This window comes from Pontibacter virosus (genome assembly GCF_003096355.1).
Lineage (GTDB): Bacteria > Bacteroidota > Bacteroidia > Cytophagales > Hymenobacteraceae > Pontibacter > Pontibacter virosus.
In genome coordinates this window covers 1-14,677 of sequence record NZ_QEKI01000020.1, presented here as the reverse complement: position 1 = coordinate 14,677, position 14,677 = coordinate 1, and the positions used below count along the sequence as shown (strand labels likewise).

21 protein-coding genes are annotated in these 14,677 nt (G+C 48.1%); 3 read left to right on the top strand and 18 right to left on the bottom strand.

All coding sequences use genetic code 11. The annotated features are described in order from the left end of the window. Positions 1 to 663 precede the first annotated feature (663 nt). From menD to C8E01_RS19700, 3 genes are all read right to left on the bottom strand, one after another. On the bottom strand, positions 664 to 2,361 hold the full coding sequence (menD, locus tag C8E01_RS19710) for a 2-succinyl-5-enolpyruvyl-6-hydroxy-3-cyclohexene-1-carboxylic-acid synthase (protein WP_116545174.1): 1,698 nt from the start codon (positions 2,359 to 2,361) through the stop codon (positions 664 to 666). A 222-nt stretch (positions 2,362 to 2,583) separates the two neighbouring features. Further along, a complete protein-coding gene (locus C8E01_RS19705; RefSeq protein WP_243409721.1) occupies positions 2,584 to 3,792 on the bottom strand; it encodes an isochorismate synthase in 1,209 nt (402 codons plus the stop codon). 3 nt (positions 3,793 to 3,795) lie between these two features. Continuing rightward, positions 3,796 to 4,206: a hotdog fold thioesterase gene (locus C8E01_RS19700; RefSeq protein ID WP_116545173.1), complete on the bottom strand. Its 411-nt coding sequence runs from the start codon at positions 4,204 to 4,206 to the stop codon at positions 3,796 to 3,798. Between the two features lie 66 nt (positions 4,207 to 4,272). Between C8E01_RS19700 and C8E01_RS19695 the strand changes: the two genes are divergently transcribed. The 3 genes from C8E01_RS19695 to C8E01_RS19685 all read left to right on the top strand — a co-directional run bounded on the left by C8E01_RS19695 (position 4,273) and on the right by C8E01_RS19685 (position 7,263). After that, positions 4,273 to 4,899: a histidine phosphatase family protein gene (locus C8E01_RS19695; protein ID WP_116545172.1), complete on the top strand. Its 627-nt coding sequence runs from the start codon at positions 4,273 to 4,275 to the stop codon at positions 4,897 to 4,899. Between the two features lie 109 nt (positions 4,900 to 5,008). After that, on the top strand, positions 5,009 to 6,733 hold the full coding sequence (locus C8E01_RS19690) for a pyruvate dehydrogenase complex dihydrolipoamide acetyltransferase (RefSeq protein WP_116545171.1): 1,725 nt from the start codon (positions 5,009 to 5,011) through the stop codon (positions 6,731 to 6,733). Positions 6,734 to 7,023: 290 nt separating this feature from the next. Continuing rightward, positions 7,024 to 7,263, top strand: coding sequence for a hypothetical protein (locus C8E01_RS19685; RefSeq protein WP_116545170.1), 240 nt, complete (start codon positions 7,024 to 7,026; stop codon positions 7,261 to 7,263). Between the two features lie 172 nt (positions 7,264 to 7,435). Here C8E01_RS19685 and rclC read toward each other — a convergent pair whose 3' ends face one another. From rclC to C8E01_RS19610, 15 genes are all read right to left on the bottom strand, one after another. Beyond that, entirely contained in the window at positions 7,436 to 8,047 is a 612-nt protein-coding gene (gene rclC / locus C8E01_RS19680; protein WP_116545169.1) for a reactive chlorine resistance membrane protein RclC, read from the bottom strand. Between the two features lie 72 nt (positions 8,048 to 8,119). Continuing rightward, entirely contained in the window at positions 8,120 to 8,950 is an 831-nt protein-coding gene (locus C8E01_RS19675; RefSeq protein ID WP_116545168.1) for a helix-turn-helix domain-containing protein, read from the bottom strand. A 106-nt stretch (positions 8,951 to 9,056) separates the two neighbouring features. After that, entirely contained in the window at positions 9,057 to 9,617 is a 561-nt protein-coding gene (locus C8E01_RS19670) for a sugar O-acetyltransferase (RefSeq protein WP_116545167.1), read from the bottom strand. Positions 9,618 to 9,647: 30 nt separating this feature from the next. Next, positions 9,648 to 9,977: a DUF1801 domain-containing protein gene (locus C8E01_RS19665; RefSeq protein WP_116545166.1), complete on the bottom strand. Its 330-nt coding sequence runs from the start codon at positions 9,975 to 9,977 to the stop codon at positions 9,648 to 9,650. A 435-nt stretch (positions 9,978 to 10,412) separates the two neighbouring features. After that, a complete protein-coding gene (locus C8E01_RS19660; protein WP_116545165.1) occupies positions 10,413 to 10,784 on the bottom strand; it encodes a hypothetical protein in 372 nt (123 codons plus the stop codon). 116 nt (positions 10,785 to 10,900) lie between these two features. Next, complete coding sequence (locus C8E01_RS19655) at positions 10,901 to 11,194, bottom strand: type II toxin-antitoxin system RelE/ParE family toxin (RefSeq protein ID WP_116545164.1); 294 nt, start codon at positions 11,192 to 11,194, stop codon at positions 10,901 to 10,903. Beyond that, a complete protein-coding gene (locus C8E01_RS19650; RefSeq protein ID WP_116545163.1) occupies positions 11,182 to 11,421 on the bottom strand; it encodes a hypothetical protein in 240 nt (79 codons plus the stop codon). The genes C8E01_RS19655 and C8E01_RS19650 overlap by 13 nt, the downstream gene beginning before the upstream one ends. A 139-nt stretch (positions 11,422 to 11,560) precedes the next feature. After that, positions 11,561 to 11,917 carry a helix-turn-helix domain-containing protein gene (locus C8E01_RS19645; RefSeq protein ID WP_116545162.1) on the bottom strand — a complete coding sequence of 119 codons (357 nt, stop codon included), beginning with the start codon at positions 11,915 to 11,917 and terminating at the stop codon, positions 11,561 to 11,563. Between the two features lie 10 nt (positions 11,918 to 11,927). After that, a complete protein-coding gene (locus C8E01_RS19640; RefSeq protein WP_116545161.1) occupies positions 11,928 to 12,221 on the bottom strand; it encodes a type II toxin-antitoxin system HigB family toxin in 294 nt (97 codons plus the stop codon). 153 nt (positions 12,222 to 12,374) lie between these two features. Then, positions 12,375 to 12,545 carry a hypothetical protein gene (locus tag C8E01_RS21765; protein ID WP_165820698.1) on the bottom strand — a complete coding sequence of 57 codons (171 nt, stop codon included), beginning with the start codon at positions 12,543 to 12,545 and terminating at the stop codon, positions 12,375 to 12,377. After that, positions 12,538 to 13,038 (bottom strand): zeta toxin family protein, encoded by a 501-nt coding sequence (locus C8E01_RS19630; RefSeq protein WP_116545159.1) that lies wholly within the window; start codon positions 13,036 to 13,038, stop codon positions 12,538 to 12,540. The genes C8E01_RS21765 and C8E01_RS19630 overlap by 8 nt, the downstream gene beginning before the upstream one ends. 60 nt (positions 13,039 to 13,098) lie before the next feature. Next, on the bottom strand, positions 13,099 to 13,431 hold the full coding sequence (locus C8E01_RS19625; protein ID WP_116545158.1) for a HepT-like ribonuclease domain-containing protein: 333 nt from the start codon (positions 13,429 to 13,431) through the stop codon (positions 13,099 to 13,101). Further along, positions 13,421 to 13,723: a nucleotidyltransferase family protein gene (locus C8E01_RS19620; protein WP_116545157.1), complete on the bottom strand. Its 303-nt coding sequence runs from the start codon at positions 13,721 to 13,723 to the stop codon at positions 13,421 to 13,423. Before C8E01_RS19620 ends, C8E01_RS19625 begins: the two co-directional genes overlap by 11 nt. Positions 13,724 to 13,859: 136 nt before the next feature. Beyond that, positions 13,860 to 14,171, bottom strand: a complete 312-nt coding sequence (locus C8E01_RS19615; RefSeq protein WP_116545156.1) for a helix-turn-helix domain-containing protein — start codon at positions 14,169 to 14,171, stop codon at positions 13,860 to 13,862. Then, entirely contained in the window at positions 14,155 to 14,496 is a 342-nt protein-coding gene (locus tag C8E01_RS19610; protein ID WP_116545229.1) for a type II toxin-antitoxin system RelE/ParE family toxin, read from the bottom strand. Before C8E01_RS19610 ends, C8E01_RS19615 begins: the two co-directional genes overlap by 17 nt. Positions 14,497 to 14,677: the final 181 nt, after the last annotated feature.

Genomic DNA, 14,677 nt, shown 5'->3' with positions numbered 1-14,677 from the left:
TGGCCGGGCGGGCCTCACTTTTTTCCTTGATGAAAAAATAGAGGGCTCCTCCCCCCAGTAAGCAAAAAAATCAAGACGATTTTAAATCGAGGGCCCCTCCCCCCACTCGCTGACCGCTCTTGACAGGGGGACCCCTTCACCCCCAACACAAAATCGTCAAGGGTGCACCGGGCAAAGCTTTCTGCTTCGTAGTGAGAGTGCAAGTTAGCCTTGCTATACCTGCCAGGGGTCTGTAAATGAAACTACAGCGCTTATACCTTTTAGTTGGCAGTAGCCAAAGCTCCCCTCCTTGGATAAGGAGGGGCAGGGGTGGTTGGACCCGGTATTGCATAAGAGCTCTGCCGCAGCTACAACGCTTCTAACCCGGTAGTGGTAATAGCAGAAATTTCCCTCTGAGGGTATGGGCCCTCGATAAAGAGAGGGGCAGGGGTGTGTTATAGCAACTGCATGGCCTCCCTTCAGCCAAGATCCTTTCAGGATGACATAAAGATTAAGGTATAGCAGAGTCCCTTTGAAGTCGAAGATCCCGGACTTGGTTCGGGAGGGGCAGGGGGGTGACAATCGTGCACAGAAATCCTGAAAATCCGTAAGGGTAGGGGCCCTCTTTAATCCTGTAAATCCTTGGGGTAGGGGCCCTATAGGAAGATTCTGACAAACTATACCCTACAAAGCCTTCAAAAGCGCCTGCTTATAAGCGGCAAACTCCACAGCATTCGCTTTACTATCAGTGAAGATCTCCAGTATACCTGCTCCGGCAACTGGAGCGAAGAAAGCGGGTAGTGCTTGCTCGAGTTCTTCCAGCGAATGACAGGCGGTATAGCTCAAACCAAAATCCTGTGCTGTGTTGCGGGCGTCCAGCTGCTGGCGGGTTTCAAAATACTCCTCCAACTCAGGCTGCCGGCGCGGTCCGTCAATCAATCTGAAAATGCCGCCAGCGTGGTTGTTGATGATAACAATGCGCAGGTTGGCGGGCAGGTAGTTGTGCCAGAGTCCGTTGCGGTCGTAGAAAAAGGCCATGTCGCCGGTGAGCAGGGTGGTGATGCGCTGGCTGCTGAGGGCGCAGCCTACTGTGGTGCTGGTACTTCCGTCGATGCCGCTTGTGCCGCGGTTGGCGTATACCTGCACGTCCTGCTCCGGCTGCAAGGCCAGTATGTTGGCATAGCGCACAGCCATGCTGTTGGCCAGGTGTAAGTTGCTTTGATGCGGCAGGCTGTTGAGCACGCGGCTTATGGCCGTCAATTCGCTGTAAGGAGCGGTGGTGGTGAAGTCTTTAAGAAATTTGCCAGCCTTTGTTTCTATACCTGCCCATGCCTTGATATAACCCGCGTCCTCGCGGGTGCTGCCGGCCATGCTGCGGAAAAAGCTGGCAGGCGTGCAGCGGATGATGCGGGTGAGTGACTGAAAAGTGTCGGCCACCTGTCCGGCCGGTTGTATGTGCCAGTGTGCTTTTGGTTTGTACTGACGCAGGTATAGCTTCAGACTTTTAGAGATAACCGACTTGCCAAATGTGATCAGCAGATCCGGCTGCAGGGACTGCATTTTCTCCGGATCGGGACAGGCCAGAATCGCATCCTGATGGCGCACCACACCGGCCAATTTTTGTGTGTTGCTGATAATGTCTCCTACAGCCACAGCACCTGTCGAGCCCATGAAGGTTTGAAGGGCTTGTAACAGCTTTGGATCATGATTCCCCTGCCCGGCAACAATCAGTACACGCTTAAAAAAAAGCATTTCCTGCTGCAGTTTGAGGGAGTGCATCGGGCTCAAATCGAAGACATTGGCATCTTCTTCAATCACTTTTACCTGTGTGTCAAACTGCAGGGCTTCGCCATCGGCAGGGTAAAAGGGTTCGCGCAGCGGTACATTAATGTGCACCGGTCCTGCAGGAAAGGCCATCGCTTCGTTCAATGCCTCTGATACCATGCGCTCCGTATGCCAAACCGCATCAGGATGCTCAAGCGCCACAGGAAAATCGAAACTGAGCTTGATGTGCTGTCCGTATACCTGCTGCTGCCGAATGGTCTGCCCATCCAGCTGATCGATCCACTCCGGTGGACGGTCGGCGGTGAGCACCAGCAGCGGTACCTGCAGGAAAAAAGCCTCTGCTACAGCAGGCGCATAGTTGAGTGCTGCTGTGCCTGAAGTACAAACCAATACGGTAGGCTTGCCTGTTGTCTGCGCCATGCCGAGGGCAATAAAAGCTGCCGCCCGTTCATCGCTCACCGTGCGCACCGTCAACTTTGGATGGCGGGCAAAAGCTATCGTCAGAGGCGCACAGCGCGACCCCGGCGACAATACCACATTCTCCACCCCCTTGCGGGCACATATCTCAGCTATATTGACAACAGGCGCTTGAATCATTTTGAATTGAGTGAGTTAGTAATTGAGTGAATTGTTGAATGGTTAAATGGATGATTACGCTTGAATAGAGAGAAATTTGGGAGTTATAGTATGGAGCCTTTGATTGTATTAAATCGTCAATTTTGACATTTACTCAAAAGTATTAAAACCCACTCATTCACTCAATCACTCATTCGCTAATTTAATACTCACTCAACCACTCAATCAAACTCCAAACGATGCTTAAAATTCGGAAAGAATTCTAAGCATCGTTTGGAGTTTGTGCTGTGTTTCCTGCCATTCCTTATCGGCAGAGGACTCGCCTGTGATGCCGGCTCCCGCGTATAGTACGGCCTGGTCGGATAATAGCTGCATGCAGCGCAGGTTTACAAAAAGGTGCGTACCGACTTCGCTGTTCACGGGACCTAAAAAGCCGCTGTAGTAGCTGCGGTCGTAGCCTTCGTGGTCGAGTATAAAACGCAGGGCAGGTTCTTTGGGAAGTCCGCACACGGCCGAGGTGGGGTGCAGCAAGCGCAGCATGTCAGTCCCGAGGGTAGGGAAATCCACTTCCTTCAGGTCTACTTTAAAGTCGGTGCGGAGATGCATCAGGTTGCCGGCTATCACGGTGCGCGGGCCTACTTCGGAGTACTCTCTCAGACGCAGCTTTTTAAAACAGCTCAGCACATAGCGCTCCACCATGCCCTGCTCTTCAATCTCCTTCTGCCGCCAGATGGCATTGGCTGTGGAGCCGTCTTCGCAAAGGGGTTGGGTGCCGGCCAGGGCCACGGTCTTGAACACCTCGTGCTGGTCCACACTCACCAGTATCTCCGGCGAAGCGCCCAGCCAGGTGCCCACGCCAGGTATAGCTACCAACGACACGAACGCATTGGGGTAGGCCACCAGCATTTTTCCGAATGCTTTGAGCAAGCTGAAATCAGTTGGTAGAGCCGAGGTGCTTATCCGCGAGAGAACAACCTTTTCCATTGATTCCGCCCTGATCGAATCCACGGCCAGGCTCACAGCTGCCGTAAAAGTTTCCTGGTTGCGGTTGGAGTGATGTGCACGGTTGGCAGGTATAGGCCAGATGCCGGGTTTTTCGTTCTCAGCCTGGGCTAGTGCTTCTGTAAAAAGATTTACCTGCGTAGCGGGTGCATCCGGATCAATAGTGAGCTGTTTTGTAAGAGAACTGTAGCGGATATCAGCTTTCAGGAAGATGTTGCCTTCGGCTCCGTCCGTCACGAACGGACAGAACAGAAAACCAGTCGGGCTTGTCTCCAACTCAGGTATAGCGGAAGTAGTCTGCGGCGCAAAGGAAATGCAAGCCTGTACTTCGGTTTGCAAAGGCAATCGCCACACAGCAAGGGCCTGCTGTTGGCTCAGCGCACCTGATACTACCTGTTCCAAGGTATAACCTTGCATGCTTTCTCCTGCTATCCCAGCGGCCTGTTCCATACCTTATTTCTTATCGATTATGGCCACCGTCATGCGGCTGAGGCATACCAGGTCGCCAGCTTCCGAAGTGATTTTGATTTCCCATACCTGCGTGCTGCGGCCCTGGTGAAGGGCTTTGGCTTCGCCATATACCCAGCCTTCCCGCACGCTCCGGATGTGGTTGGCGTTTATTTCCAGACCCACGCAGGCCTTCTGGCTCAGGTCTACCGAAAGGGCAGCGCCGATGCTGCCCAGCGTTTCGGCCAAAGCTACGGAAGCGCCGCCGTGCAGCAGGCCCATCGGTTGGTGGGTGCGCCTGTCAACAGGCATCCTGGCAACTAAAACGCCTTCCTTGAAAGAGGTTAGTTCAATGCCGAGGTGCTCCACCATCGTGTTTTTACTCCACTCCTGCAGCTTTTCTAACGTAGAATCCATTTTGTATAGTTTCTGAATGCTAACTTCGCATTCTCGTATTGGTAAAGAGGCAAAAGTAGAACAATTTTGAGTATTAAGAAAATATACCTGATCCGCCACGGACAAACCGATTTTAACCTGCAGGGCATTGTGCAAGGCAGTGGCGTAGATGCATCGCTCAACGAGCTGGGGCGCAGGCAAGCGGCCGCTTTTTTCGAGAAGTACCAGCATATCCCGTTCGACAAGGTGTATACCTCTGCTCTACAGCGCAGCATCCAGTCTGTGCAGGGCTTCCTCGACAAAGGCATACCGCACGAGCGCCACGCCGGGCTGAACGAGATCAACTGGGGTACGCGTGAAGGCACCCGCATCACACCGGAAGAGGATGCCTACTACCACCGCATGCTGCAATCCTGGACCGAGGGAGAGACCAGCTTGTGCATAGAGGGAGGGGAGAGCCCCGAACTGGTAGCGGCCCGACAAAAGCCTGTAGTGGATTTGGTGCTGAGTCGCCCCGAAGAGGAAACCGTACTGATATGCATGCACGGCCGGGCCATGCGCATTTTGTTGAGCCAGCTGCTGCGCTATCCGTTGCGCTGCATGGACCAGTTTGAGCATCAGAACCTGTGCCTTTATCAGCTCGATTTCACGGGGAGTATGTTCACCGTGAAGAAGTACTGCGACGTGGCCCATTTGCAGGATGTGCAGGTATAAATTCCCTGTCGCAACAATTTAAGAGGTATAGTTTGAATAAAATATTTTTAGGTCTAATTTTGGGCTTTATCCATTAGACGAAACAGGCGAACAAACAAGACGATAAATTATGGCTGAAGTGATACGAATGCCTAAGATGAGCGACACGATGACGGAGGGGGTGATTGCATCTTGGCTTAAGAAAGTAGGTGACAAGGTTAGCGCCGGCGATATTCTGGCAGAGGTGGAAACCGACAAGGCAACCATGGAACTGGAATCATACGAAGATGGCACTCTGTTGCACATTGGTCCGCAGAAAGGCGATTCTGTACCTATTGATGCTGTAATAGCGATCATTGGCAAGGAAGGCGAGGACATTTCCGGCCTGCTGGGCGAGGCTGGCGGAAGTGCCAAGCCTGCAGCCAAAGAAGATAAAGAGGCTTCCAAAGAGGAGGTAAAAGAAGCACCTAAGCAGGAAGAGAAGAAAGAGGCGGCTCCGGCCAAATCTGACACTCCTGCTGCCAAAACTTCTGTGGATACGTCCAACATCAAGGCAAACGTGATCCGCATGCCGAAGATGAGCGACACCATGACCGAAGGTGTGCTGGTGTCGTGGCTGAAGAAAGTGGGCGACAAAGTAAGCTCAGGCGATGTGCTGGCCGAAGTGGAGACCGACAAGGCGACTATGGAGCTGGAGTCTTACGAAGACGGTACGCTGCTTTACACCGGCGTAAACGCAGGCGACTCTGTAGCGATCGATGCGATTATCGCCATTATCGGTGACAAAGACGCTGACTTCCAGGCCCTGCTGGATGCCGAAGGCGGTCAAGAAGAGCGCTCACGCGAAGAAAACGCACAATCTGACGAGAACATAGAAGCCCGTACAGAGGCAACGACAGAAGATAAAGTTCAGGAGACGGAGGTTCCGGCTGGCGAAACCGAACAAGTTGCTGCTGAAGGAAACGGCCGCATCAAAGCTTCTCCGCTTGCCAAAAAAGTAGCCAAAGAAAAAGGCATAAAGCTAAACCAGATCAAAGGATCTGGTGAGGGTGGCCGCATTGTGCTGCGCGACGTGGAGAACTTCACGCCGTCTGCTGCCCCTGCTGCGCCACAAAAAGAAGCTGCCAAGGCTCCTGCTGCTCCAACGGCACAGGCTATACCTGGCGCACCATCCGATTCGTACGAAGAGGTGAACGTGTCGCAGATGCGCAAAGTGATTGCCCGCCGTCTGGCCGAGAGCAAGTTCTCCGCACCGCACTTCTACCTGACCATGGAGATCGACATGGACAAGGCCATGGAAGCCCGTGTGTCTATCAATGAAGTGTCGCCGGTGAAAGTATCGTTCAACGACCTGGTGATCAAGGCGGCCGCTGCGGCGCTTCGTCAGCACCCTGCCGTGAACTCTTCGTGGTTAGGCGACAAGATCCGTTACAACAAACACATCAACATTGGTGTGGCTGTGGCGGTAGAAGAAGGCCTGCTGGTACCGGTGGTACGCAACGCTGATTACAAGTCGCTTTCAGCCATTGCTGCTGAGGTGAAAGACCTGGGTGGCAAAGCGAAGAGTAAGAAGCTACAGCCATCCGACTGGGAGGGCAACACCTTCACGATCTCTAACCTGGGCATGTTCGGCATCGAAGAGTTTACCGCCATCATCAACCCACCGGATGCCTGCATCATGGCTGTGGGTGGCATCAAGCAAACGCCGGTAGTGCGTGACGGTCAGATCAGAATCGGCAACGTGATGAAAGTAACGCTATCATGCGATCACCGCGTAGTGGACGGCGCTGTAGGTTCTGCTTTCCTGCAGACCTTCAAGAATCTGCTTGAGAACCCGGTGAGAATACTGGTTTAAGTTTTTGACAAAAGAACTTTTGACAAAAGACAAAAGACTTTTGAATGTATAAAAATGAAAGAGGGCCTCTTCGGAAACGGAGAGGCCCTTTGCTTTGTGAAATCCGGGTGATATGGGACAGGATACACGAGGCCTTACTATTGTTGAAATTATATATATTGATATTACATGGCTAATTCCCTTTATTGCACGTACATAGCAAAAGGTAAGAAAGCGCTTTCATTTAAATCATCAGGATTTTAAAGAGTAGTCGTTTTTGTTTGCCATCACCAGTTCCAGATTTTCATTATATGAAATTCATTTATTTATTGAGTGCGCTTGAGTTCACATTTGGCTGTAATAACCAACCTGCAAAAGAGCAAACAAAAGTTGTTGAGAAAGAAACTGTAAAAGTTGTAGAAGTAGAAAAGCCGGCCCCTACGCCAGCTACAAAAGTTGTGGTGGAGCAGGAAAAGGGAACATCCATTGAATTAGGCCCTGAAGGCGGTTCACTTAAAACCAAAAAGGTAGATATTAAAATCAACAACTAGTTCCAGATTGTTGTGAGTAGAAGAAGCCGGGCCGAAAGCCCGGCTTTTTCTGTTTATAGGCGAATGCCCATTACCGTCAGCATTAGGAATCAGCTAAAGGATTGTTCAGCAACCCGTTATTCTATGCGGCTGCAGCGCTTTGAAAGGCTAGCCCTACGACAGGGTTGTTAATTTAGCTGACGTGTTGGACCTCATACGTGGCAAGCTCAGTGTTTCGCTCCTCCAGGATTCTGGTGGCTGCATCGGCTGCTACCACCAGTCCGGCTGCCATCATGATGATGTCTTTGAGCACCAGCCGACCGGAGCCGGAGAGGTATGGGAAGCCGTGCTCAGGTCCACCCAGGTCAGGCACGTATACCTCTGGTGTGGTGATAAGGAAGGAGAGGGTAACGACCGACATGCCCACAGTGAGCAATCCGCCCAGCAGGCCGATCTTGGCGTTGTAGATACCGAGCAGGGTCAGCAGGCCGATGGCGATGATGACTGCTCCGAGGACATAAGAGAAGATGTAAGTACCGTTTTCCTGATGCCAGGCAATGTTTTTGGGGACAACCTCGCCTTCCTTGTTTTTGTATTGCTGGTATTCAGGGGCATCTTTAGTATAGAAAAAGCTCATCAACGGGCTGTTGGCTACAAACGGAACGATACCGTCTGCTTCGTACTGAAAGGCTTTCAGGCCGCCGATCCAAGCCATGACAATAAAAATGGAAATTCTGGTAAAATGCACAAAATAGCGTTGGGCGTTCGCTAAGGAGTGGAGTAGTTGTTGTACGTTGTCGTTCATCAGTTTTGTATAGGATTTGGTAACTGTACAAAACTAAGGCCATCCGGAGGGGAATAAAATGGACGTATTGTGCTATCTCATGGACGAATCCGCCACGATCGATATACCTACTTTCTCCCTGAAATGAGTAGGAGAGACACCGGTTTGTTTCTTAAAATAGCGGCTGAAATAATGTTCGTCCTCAAAATTGAGCGCGGCAGCCACTTCCTTGATGCTCTTGTGGGTGAGGTGCAATTGCTTTTTAGCCTCCAGAATCACCCGGTCCTGTATCAGTTGCGAGGGTGACTTGCCGAAGTATTTCTTAACTTTCCTGGCGAAGGCGCTGTGGGAGAAAGCCATCTGTTCGGCATAGAACAGGGTGTTGCGCTGAGTCAGGAAGTGTACCTCAACTAATTCCCTGAACTGCTCCATGGGGTTGGGCGTGCTTTCCGCCTCCAATTGTTGCTCCTGTTTTTTGATCCTGCTCGCGATGGCCAGAATAAGCTGCAGGTAACTTCTGAGGATAGGCTCCGAGTGCGGTTCATTCTGACTGAGTTCAAAACGGAGCTTATCAAAGATCAGGCTGATTTCGTCGTCTTGTAACGTGATGTAGGGCTGCTTGTAGATGTTGTTGAATAGCAGGCCATTGCAGGCCACTTCATTCTTGTGGTATTCAATGCAGTAAAAATCGCCGTGAAATGTCAACTGATCCACTTCAAAGTCAGAGTCGCCGCCGATGTTCAGGTGCTGGTAGGGGGACGTGAATAGCGCTATTTTTCCTTCGAACGTGTAATCGGTAAAGTCCACGCTAAGGGTACCGCTGCCCTCCATCAGCAGTATGTTGTAAAACTCAGAAGAGTAAGGCCGGGCAAATGCGCTGCTACGGTGTTTCTGCAGCTGAAACATGTCCTGATAAGCTTCCATACACGAGGTTAACTGAAGCGAAAGATAAGGCCAAATTGTCAGACGGAGACTACCGATAGTTAGCTGTTGGTAATTTTTCAGTACCCGTGGAAGTGATTGACAACTATTATTTATCCAAATGCCTGATAACCCGGCAGGGATTGCCTGCCGCGAACACATCGGCCGGAATGTCCTTGGTCACGACACTTCCAGCTCCAATTACGCTGCGGTCGCCAATAGTCACGCCGGGGCAGATGACGGCGCTGCCGCCTACCCAGACGTCTTCTCCGATGCGGATCGGTTTAGCAAATTCTACCCCAGAAGCACGTTCACGGTGGTCCATGGGGTGGGTGGCGGTGTATACCTGCACGTTGGGTCCAAACAGGGTGCGGCTGCCAATGCGCACCTCCATTACATCGAGCACCACGCAGTTGAAGTTGAAGAACACCCTATCACCCACGATCATGTTGTAGCCATAGTCGCAGTAAAAAGGGGGCTGTAGCCAGAGGCCTTCTCCCGCGTTTGGGATCAGCGCTTTTAGAATGCGGCTTCGCTCTTCTACCTGGTCTTCACGACTGTCGTTGAGCTCTTTCAGAAGCAGGCGCGTTTGCAGGCGCTCATCCGAAATTTGCTTGTCCAACGGGTCATATAATTCTCCCGCCAGCATTTTCTCTTTCTCCGTTTTCATAGGCAGGTATACGGTAGCCGGGGAGTTTGGCTATGCCGATGCCGCTTTAAACCAATCGCTCAGTAGCTCCCGGTCAATCTCCTGCACGTTCTTGATTTTGATGTGGCGCATGTCCTTGCCCGTTCCTTCCAGTAAACCCTCCGGGTCGTTGAGTTTATCGAACTGGAAGAAGCCTAGGGTAACATAGGCTTTGGCTGTTTTCAAATAGGCGAAGTCTTTACCGGAGTGGAAAACAGGGCGACTCCACTTAAACTCTTCGGTTACGCCAGGCACAGTGTCGTGCAGGAGTTGGCGCAACGCCTCAAGGGTTTCTTTGTGTTTTTCGGATGTGTTGATGTAGTCGGTTACCTGTGGGTGCATGGGGCTGGGTTGCTTGGATATTAATGTGTTATGCGATTTTCGAAAGCATAATGGTGAGCAGGCTATTCGTTTTGGAGCTGCCACTCAATAATACAAATAAAATCGAAGCAATTGGCATACTCTTGTGAAGTGCTTAACATGTGTCTTCACTCTTGGATGATTAAGCTCTAGAAGGTTTTATATCGTTGAACTGAGCATGAATCGGCGAGGTAAACGAGCTGGATCTCCGATCCTTCCAGACGAGTTTCCGGATCGAGGTGATGTGCGAATAGTAGGCAATGGGAACCACAACAGTCGGTAACCAGATAAAGGGGAAAAGCAGCACGGCTGTATTAGGTTGGTCAAATCCGAACTGTTGAAAAGGGGAGGGTGCTGAAAGAATGCCGTTGGTTACCGTAAAAACCAACAAGCTGAGAGAAGCTATATTCCAGCCTATCAAAAGTTCTCTCTGCCACTTGTTCTTAACAAAGGTGACATATAAACCAGCGGTGCGGTAATGCCTGAAATGATATCATAATTTCTCCCTTGAAAGGTCATGAGTTCGGGCATGATGTGGTAAAGGCATAACCAGTAGAGTACTAACTCCACCGGAACCCGCATAGCCTGAAGTATAGTAAGTATTTTTAAATCAAATGCATCCACCCACACACTACCTTTTTGTGTGACGAGCACCACAAAAAGGAGAACCAAAGGAGGTAATACTGCTACTAAAATACGAGGTGGCAGGGAGGTCGTAACTGTGAAGAAGTCAGACCAGGCCATTATACCTGTAAATGCCATCCAGGCCATCAAAACAAAATGACCCAAGGGGTGCCTATTACTCCTGTAGGTTCACTTAATATATTGCCTGAACGGATTTGTGCAACCAATGGGCGTGGCGGAGCCAAGCATAGAGGCTGAACTGGGTTGGCTCCTGTAATTTTTCAGATTGTCTTCTTCTGAGGATTTTGCCTGTTATCAAATAAGGCGAGAATGTAGATAGTTTCTTCTTTCTGCTTATAAAGAATGGTGGTATGTCTGTGCAGCAAAAATCCTCTAATATCTTTTTCAGGACTTTCTAGTGTTCCTATTTGAGGGTACTTAACAAGTAGCTCTAAAAACTGGAATATTCTGTAAGTAAATGTTTGCGCTACTTTTTCTCCAAATTCCTGCTGCAGATAGTTTTGTAAATCAGCTAATTGTTTGCTGGCCCGCTTGTTCCAGACTATCTGAGCCATTTAGAGTTTCTTCTTTTTATCTCTTCCTGAGTTAACCAGGCAGATTCGTCACTGATTTCACTTTCACTTGCTAAAACATCCTGTTTCTGAGCTTCAGTTAAGCTGGCCCAAAGGCTTCCTTCTTTGTAATTTCTTCTGCTGGATAAAATCATGAAGATGTCTTCTAATAATTTTTCATCATTAGTTGTATCAATCAGTTTATGCAAATCCTCCTTTATAGCTGCCATATCTAAACTTTTTAAAAATATACGAATAATTTCAATTTTTATCCTTTTTAACTTTTATACGTGCCAACGGTTAGTATATGCATAGCCCGCTGTGTAGCAAGGGGTTTGTATATACAGTGTTAGAAGGGTTGTTTTTCTTTTAGTATTCCTGAATAAGCACGTTTGTTGGGATATTCAAGGTCTTATGCAGGCTCCTTATCATTTCCAGTGTAAGCTTCCTTTTTCTGTTCAACACCTCGCTTACCCTACTCTTGAATCCCAGCACTTCGGCTAAGTCCTTCTGCTTTATTCCTAATTGCTCCATTCTGAACTTTACTGCTTCAATTGGGTCTGGTGCTCCAATTGGAAAATGTTCCTTTTCGTAGGAGTCAATAAGAAATGAAAGCACCTCCAGTTCATCTCCCTCCTGGGTATCCGGTTCCGCGTCAAATATATCTTCCAGCCTTTGCAGGGCCAATTGGTAATCCTCTTCTGTTTTTATCAGCTTAATATTCATTTCTTTTTCTTTAAATTTTAGTGGCGTCAACCTTGTCATATTCAGCATGCGTTCCGATGAACCGTATCCAGACAATGCCATACTTGTAGTTGACTCGGACGATTAACCTATATTTGTTCCCCTTTATGTTGAAGACCATTCTGTTATCCTCCAGTATACTAGCTGATGGGTAGTCTTTCTTAATGTCGTTCGGGGACTTCCAATCAGCCTGCTCTGCCTCGTTATACCAAGCTTTTAGCTGCTGCTCACTATCGGCATGCTTTACCCAAAAATCCCGCAGCGGCCTTTTTGCTATTACTCTCACGTCTTTAGTTTAGAACTCAAAGATAAAGAAAAAAGTTACCAATATGGTAACTTTTTATAATGTTTAATTTAAAATATCTTCTACCGGATTGTGCATGCAGAGCCTGAAGCCTCAGCCAAGGTTTTGCATGAACCGGGTTGTGGGAAGGGCTTTTTACTCAGTCGCTAAATCTTTCGCCTTTACTATCACCACTTCTCCATTTCTTGAGAAGACAAGCTCTCCGTCTTCTTTTTGTTTTCTGCGGGTAAGCTTTTCTACTGCAAGGTCTATTCCTTTTAAAATTTTGTTCCGCAGCTCAACTGTATCTAATTTATTCTTATTCATGGCGCAACGCATTTAACTTTTCCCAAACTATCTGATTCTGTATTTTTAACACCTGTTCTTCCTGCCCTTCTGCCACTATATTGTATGGTGTCTGTGAGTTATCAATGATAATCCAATAGTCGCAAATAGGAATGAACAACTGAAAAAGATTTTTAACTCCTTTTATATATCTTCTACGGATTACTTCTTCGGGGATATTGTGGCCACCTTCCGCAACTCTGTTCTTCACGCGTTGGATGGCTAGCTCAGGAGATGTTAGCCAGAAATAAACGAGGGTTACATTAAAGCCAATTTCTCTGGCCTTCTTGATGGTCTGCGCGTAACTTCTTGTCGCTAGCGTGGTTTCAAGGGCAAAGTCTTCCTTCTTTCTCAGTAGCTCGTCAATTCTTTGAAGCATGATTCTTCCTGCTTCCACGGCCACTTTTTCAGGTTGAAATGGAGAGAGCCCACGAGCTATCTCGTCTGCATTAACAAATTCACGACAACCCAGCATTTCAGGAAGAACTGTGAAAGAAGCTGTAGTGTGCTTTAGGTTGTGTTGGGCTAGGCAATTTTAATTTAAAAGTGCTTCTATTTCGAGTTCAAGATTTGGTAGCTCTCGGATTACGATAGCCCATATAATGTCTTCAGACACGGTGTCATAGCCGTGAATTATTCTATTTCTGGTGTCTACAATTCTGCGGGCATGCGTTATCTGTATGGCAGGCTCAACTTTCAGTATCCTGTTGATTGCTTCACCAATTATTTCCAGGTTACGCTCAACTGCTCTTATTGTCTTTAAGTCTTTTTGGAAGAGCAGAAAATTCTTCTCGACGGGTAAAAACTGATTTATCTCTGAAATTGCCTTTTTGATGTCTGCCAGCCAAATGCGGATTTCACTTTCCATAAACAAGTATCTTGGTCTGGTCGATCTCCTGTCTTAGAAATGGATTCCTGATTGCTTTCTGCTCTAGCAGGTCAACTTCCCTTTGGAGTATTTGCTCTAACTGAAACTTCAAAGCAAAGTAGTGGTCTGTGTATTCTATGGGATCTTCAGCAGCAATATCCACAACCAGATCAATATCGCTGTCAGGCTTAAATCTATCCGTTGTGACAGAGCCGAACGCAAATAAAGAACGAACACTATGTTTGTCGCATAAATTCATAATTTGCTGTATATGATCTCTGATAGCTTTCATCGTGTCCCAATTTACGCTTATTTTTATTATACTGTTATTTTTTGATTTTTGTCTTGCCCAACGGATTAGTGCAGCCTAAGCCCGTAGCAAGACAAGGGTTACGGCTGCACCGGGTTACGGGGTAGTAATTATTCTTTTAAAGCTCAATAGAGATTTTTACTTTTCCACCCAAGCCTTTCTCTACAATATCAAATAAGGTTTTGAGAGTAAGGTTACTTCCGTCGTTTTCAACTCTGGATATGTAGGTTCTTTTCTTATCGATGATTTCCCCTAACTCCTGCTGGGTAAGATGTCGAGCTTCACGGGCCTTTTTCAATTCAAGTCCAATTTTGAAAGATTCAAACTCTCTGTCAAGGTTATCACGTCTCTCTGTACCTTTTACTCCGTACACTCTGTTCTTGATGTCTGCCCAAGAACTAACTTCTCTTTCTTTATCTTTTCCCTTCATAATATTCAGCCATTAATTGTAGTGCCTTATCGATTTCTTTCTTTGGTGTCTTTTGTGTTTTCTTTTGAAAGCCGTTAAGCAGGATGACCAGCTTGCCTTCGTCAAAAAAACAGAACACCCGCCAAATGTTCGAAGCAAGTTGTACACGTGCTTCATATAGTCCATCTGTGCCGGTCAAGTGCTTCAGGTAATTCTGAGGCACTCGCTCAAGTGTTTCTATCGCTTCCAAAATCTTGAATATCTTGTCCTGCACCTTAACGGGCTGCTCTTTCAAGAAATCTTCAAAGTAGTTTTTGTAAGCAACGATTTCTCTGATTTTCTCCATCTGCTGTATGTTCAACAGTAAATGTAACTTAAAAGTTACTATAATCTATAAAAAAATATCGTCCCTTTATAATTCTTTATTTCCCGTAACGGTACTCGTGCAGCCTAAGCCCGTAGCAAGACAAGGGTTAAGGCTGCACCGGGTTACCCACTGTAGTTCTCTTAGGCAACTTTCACTTGTC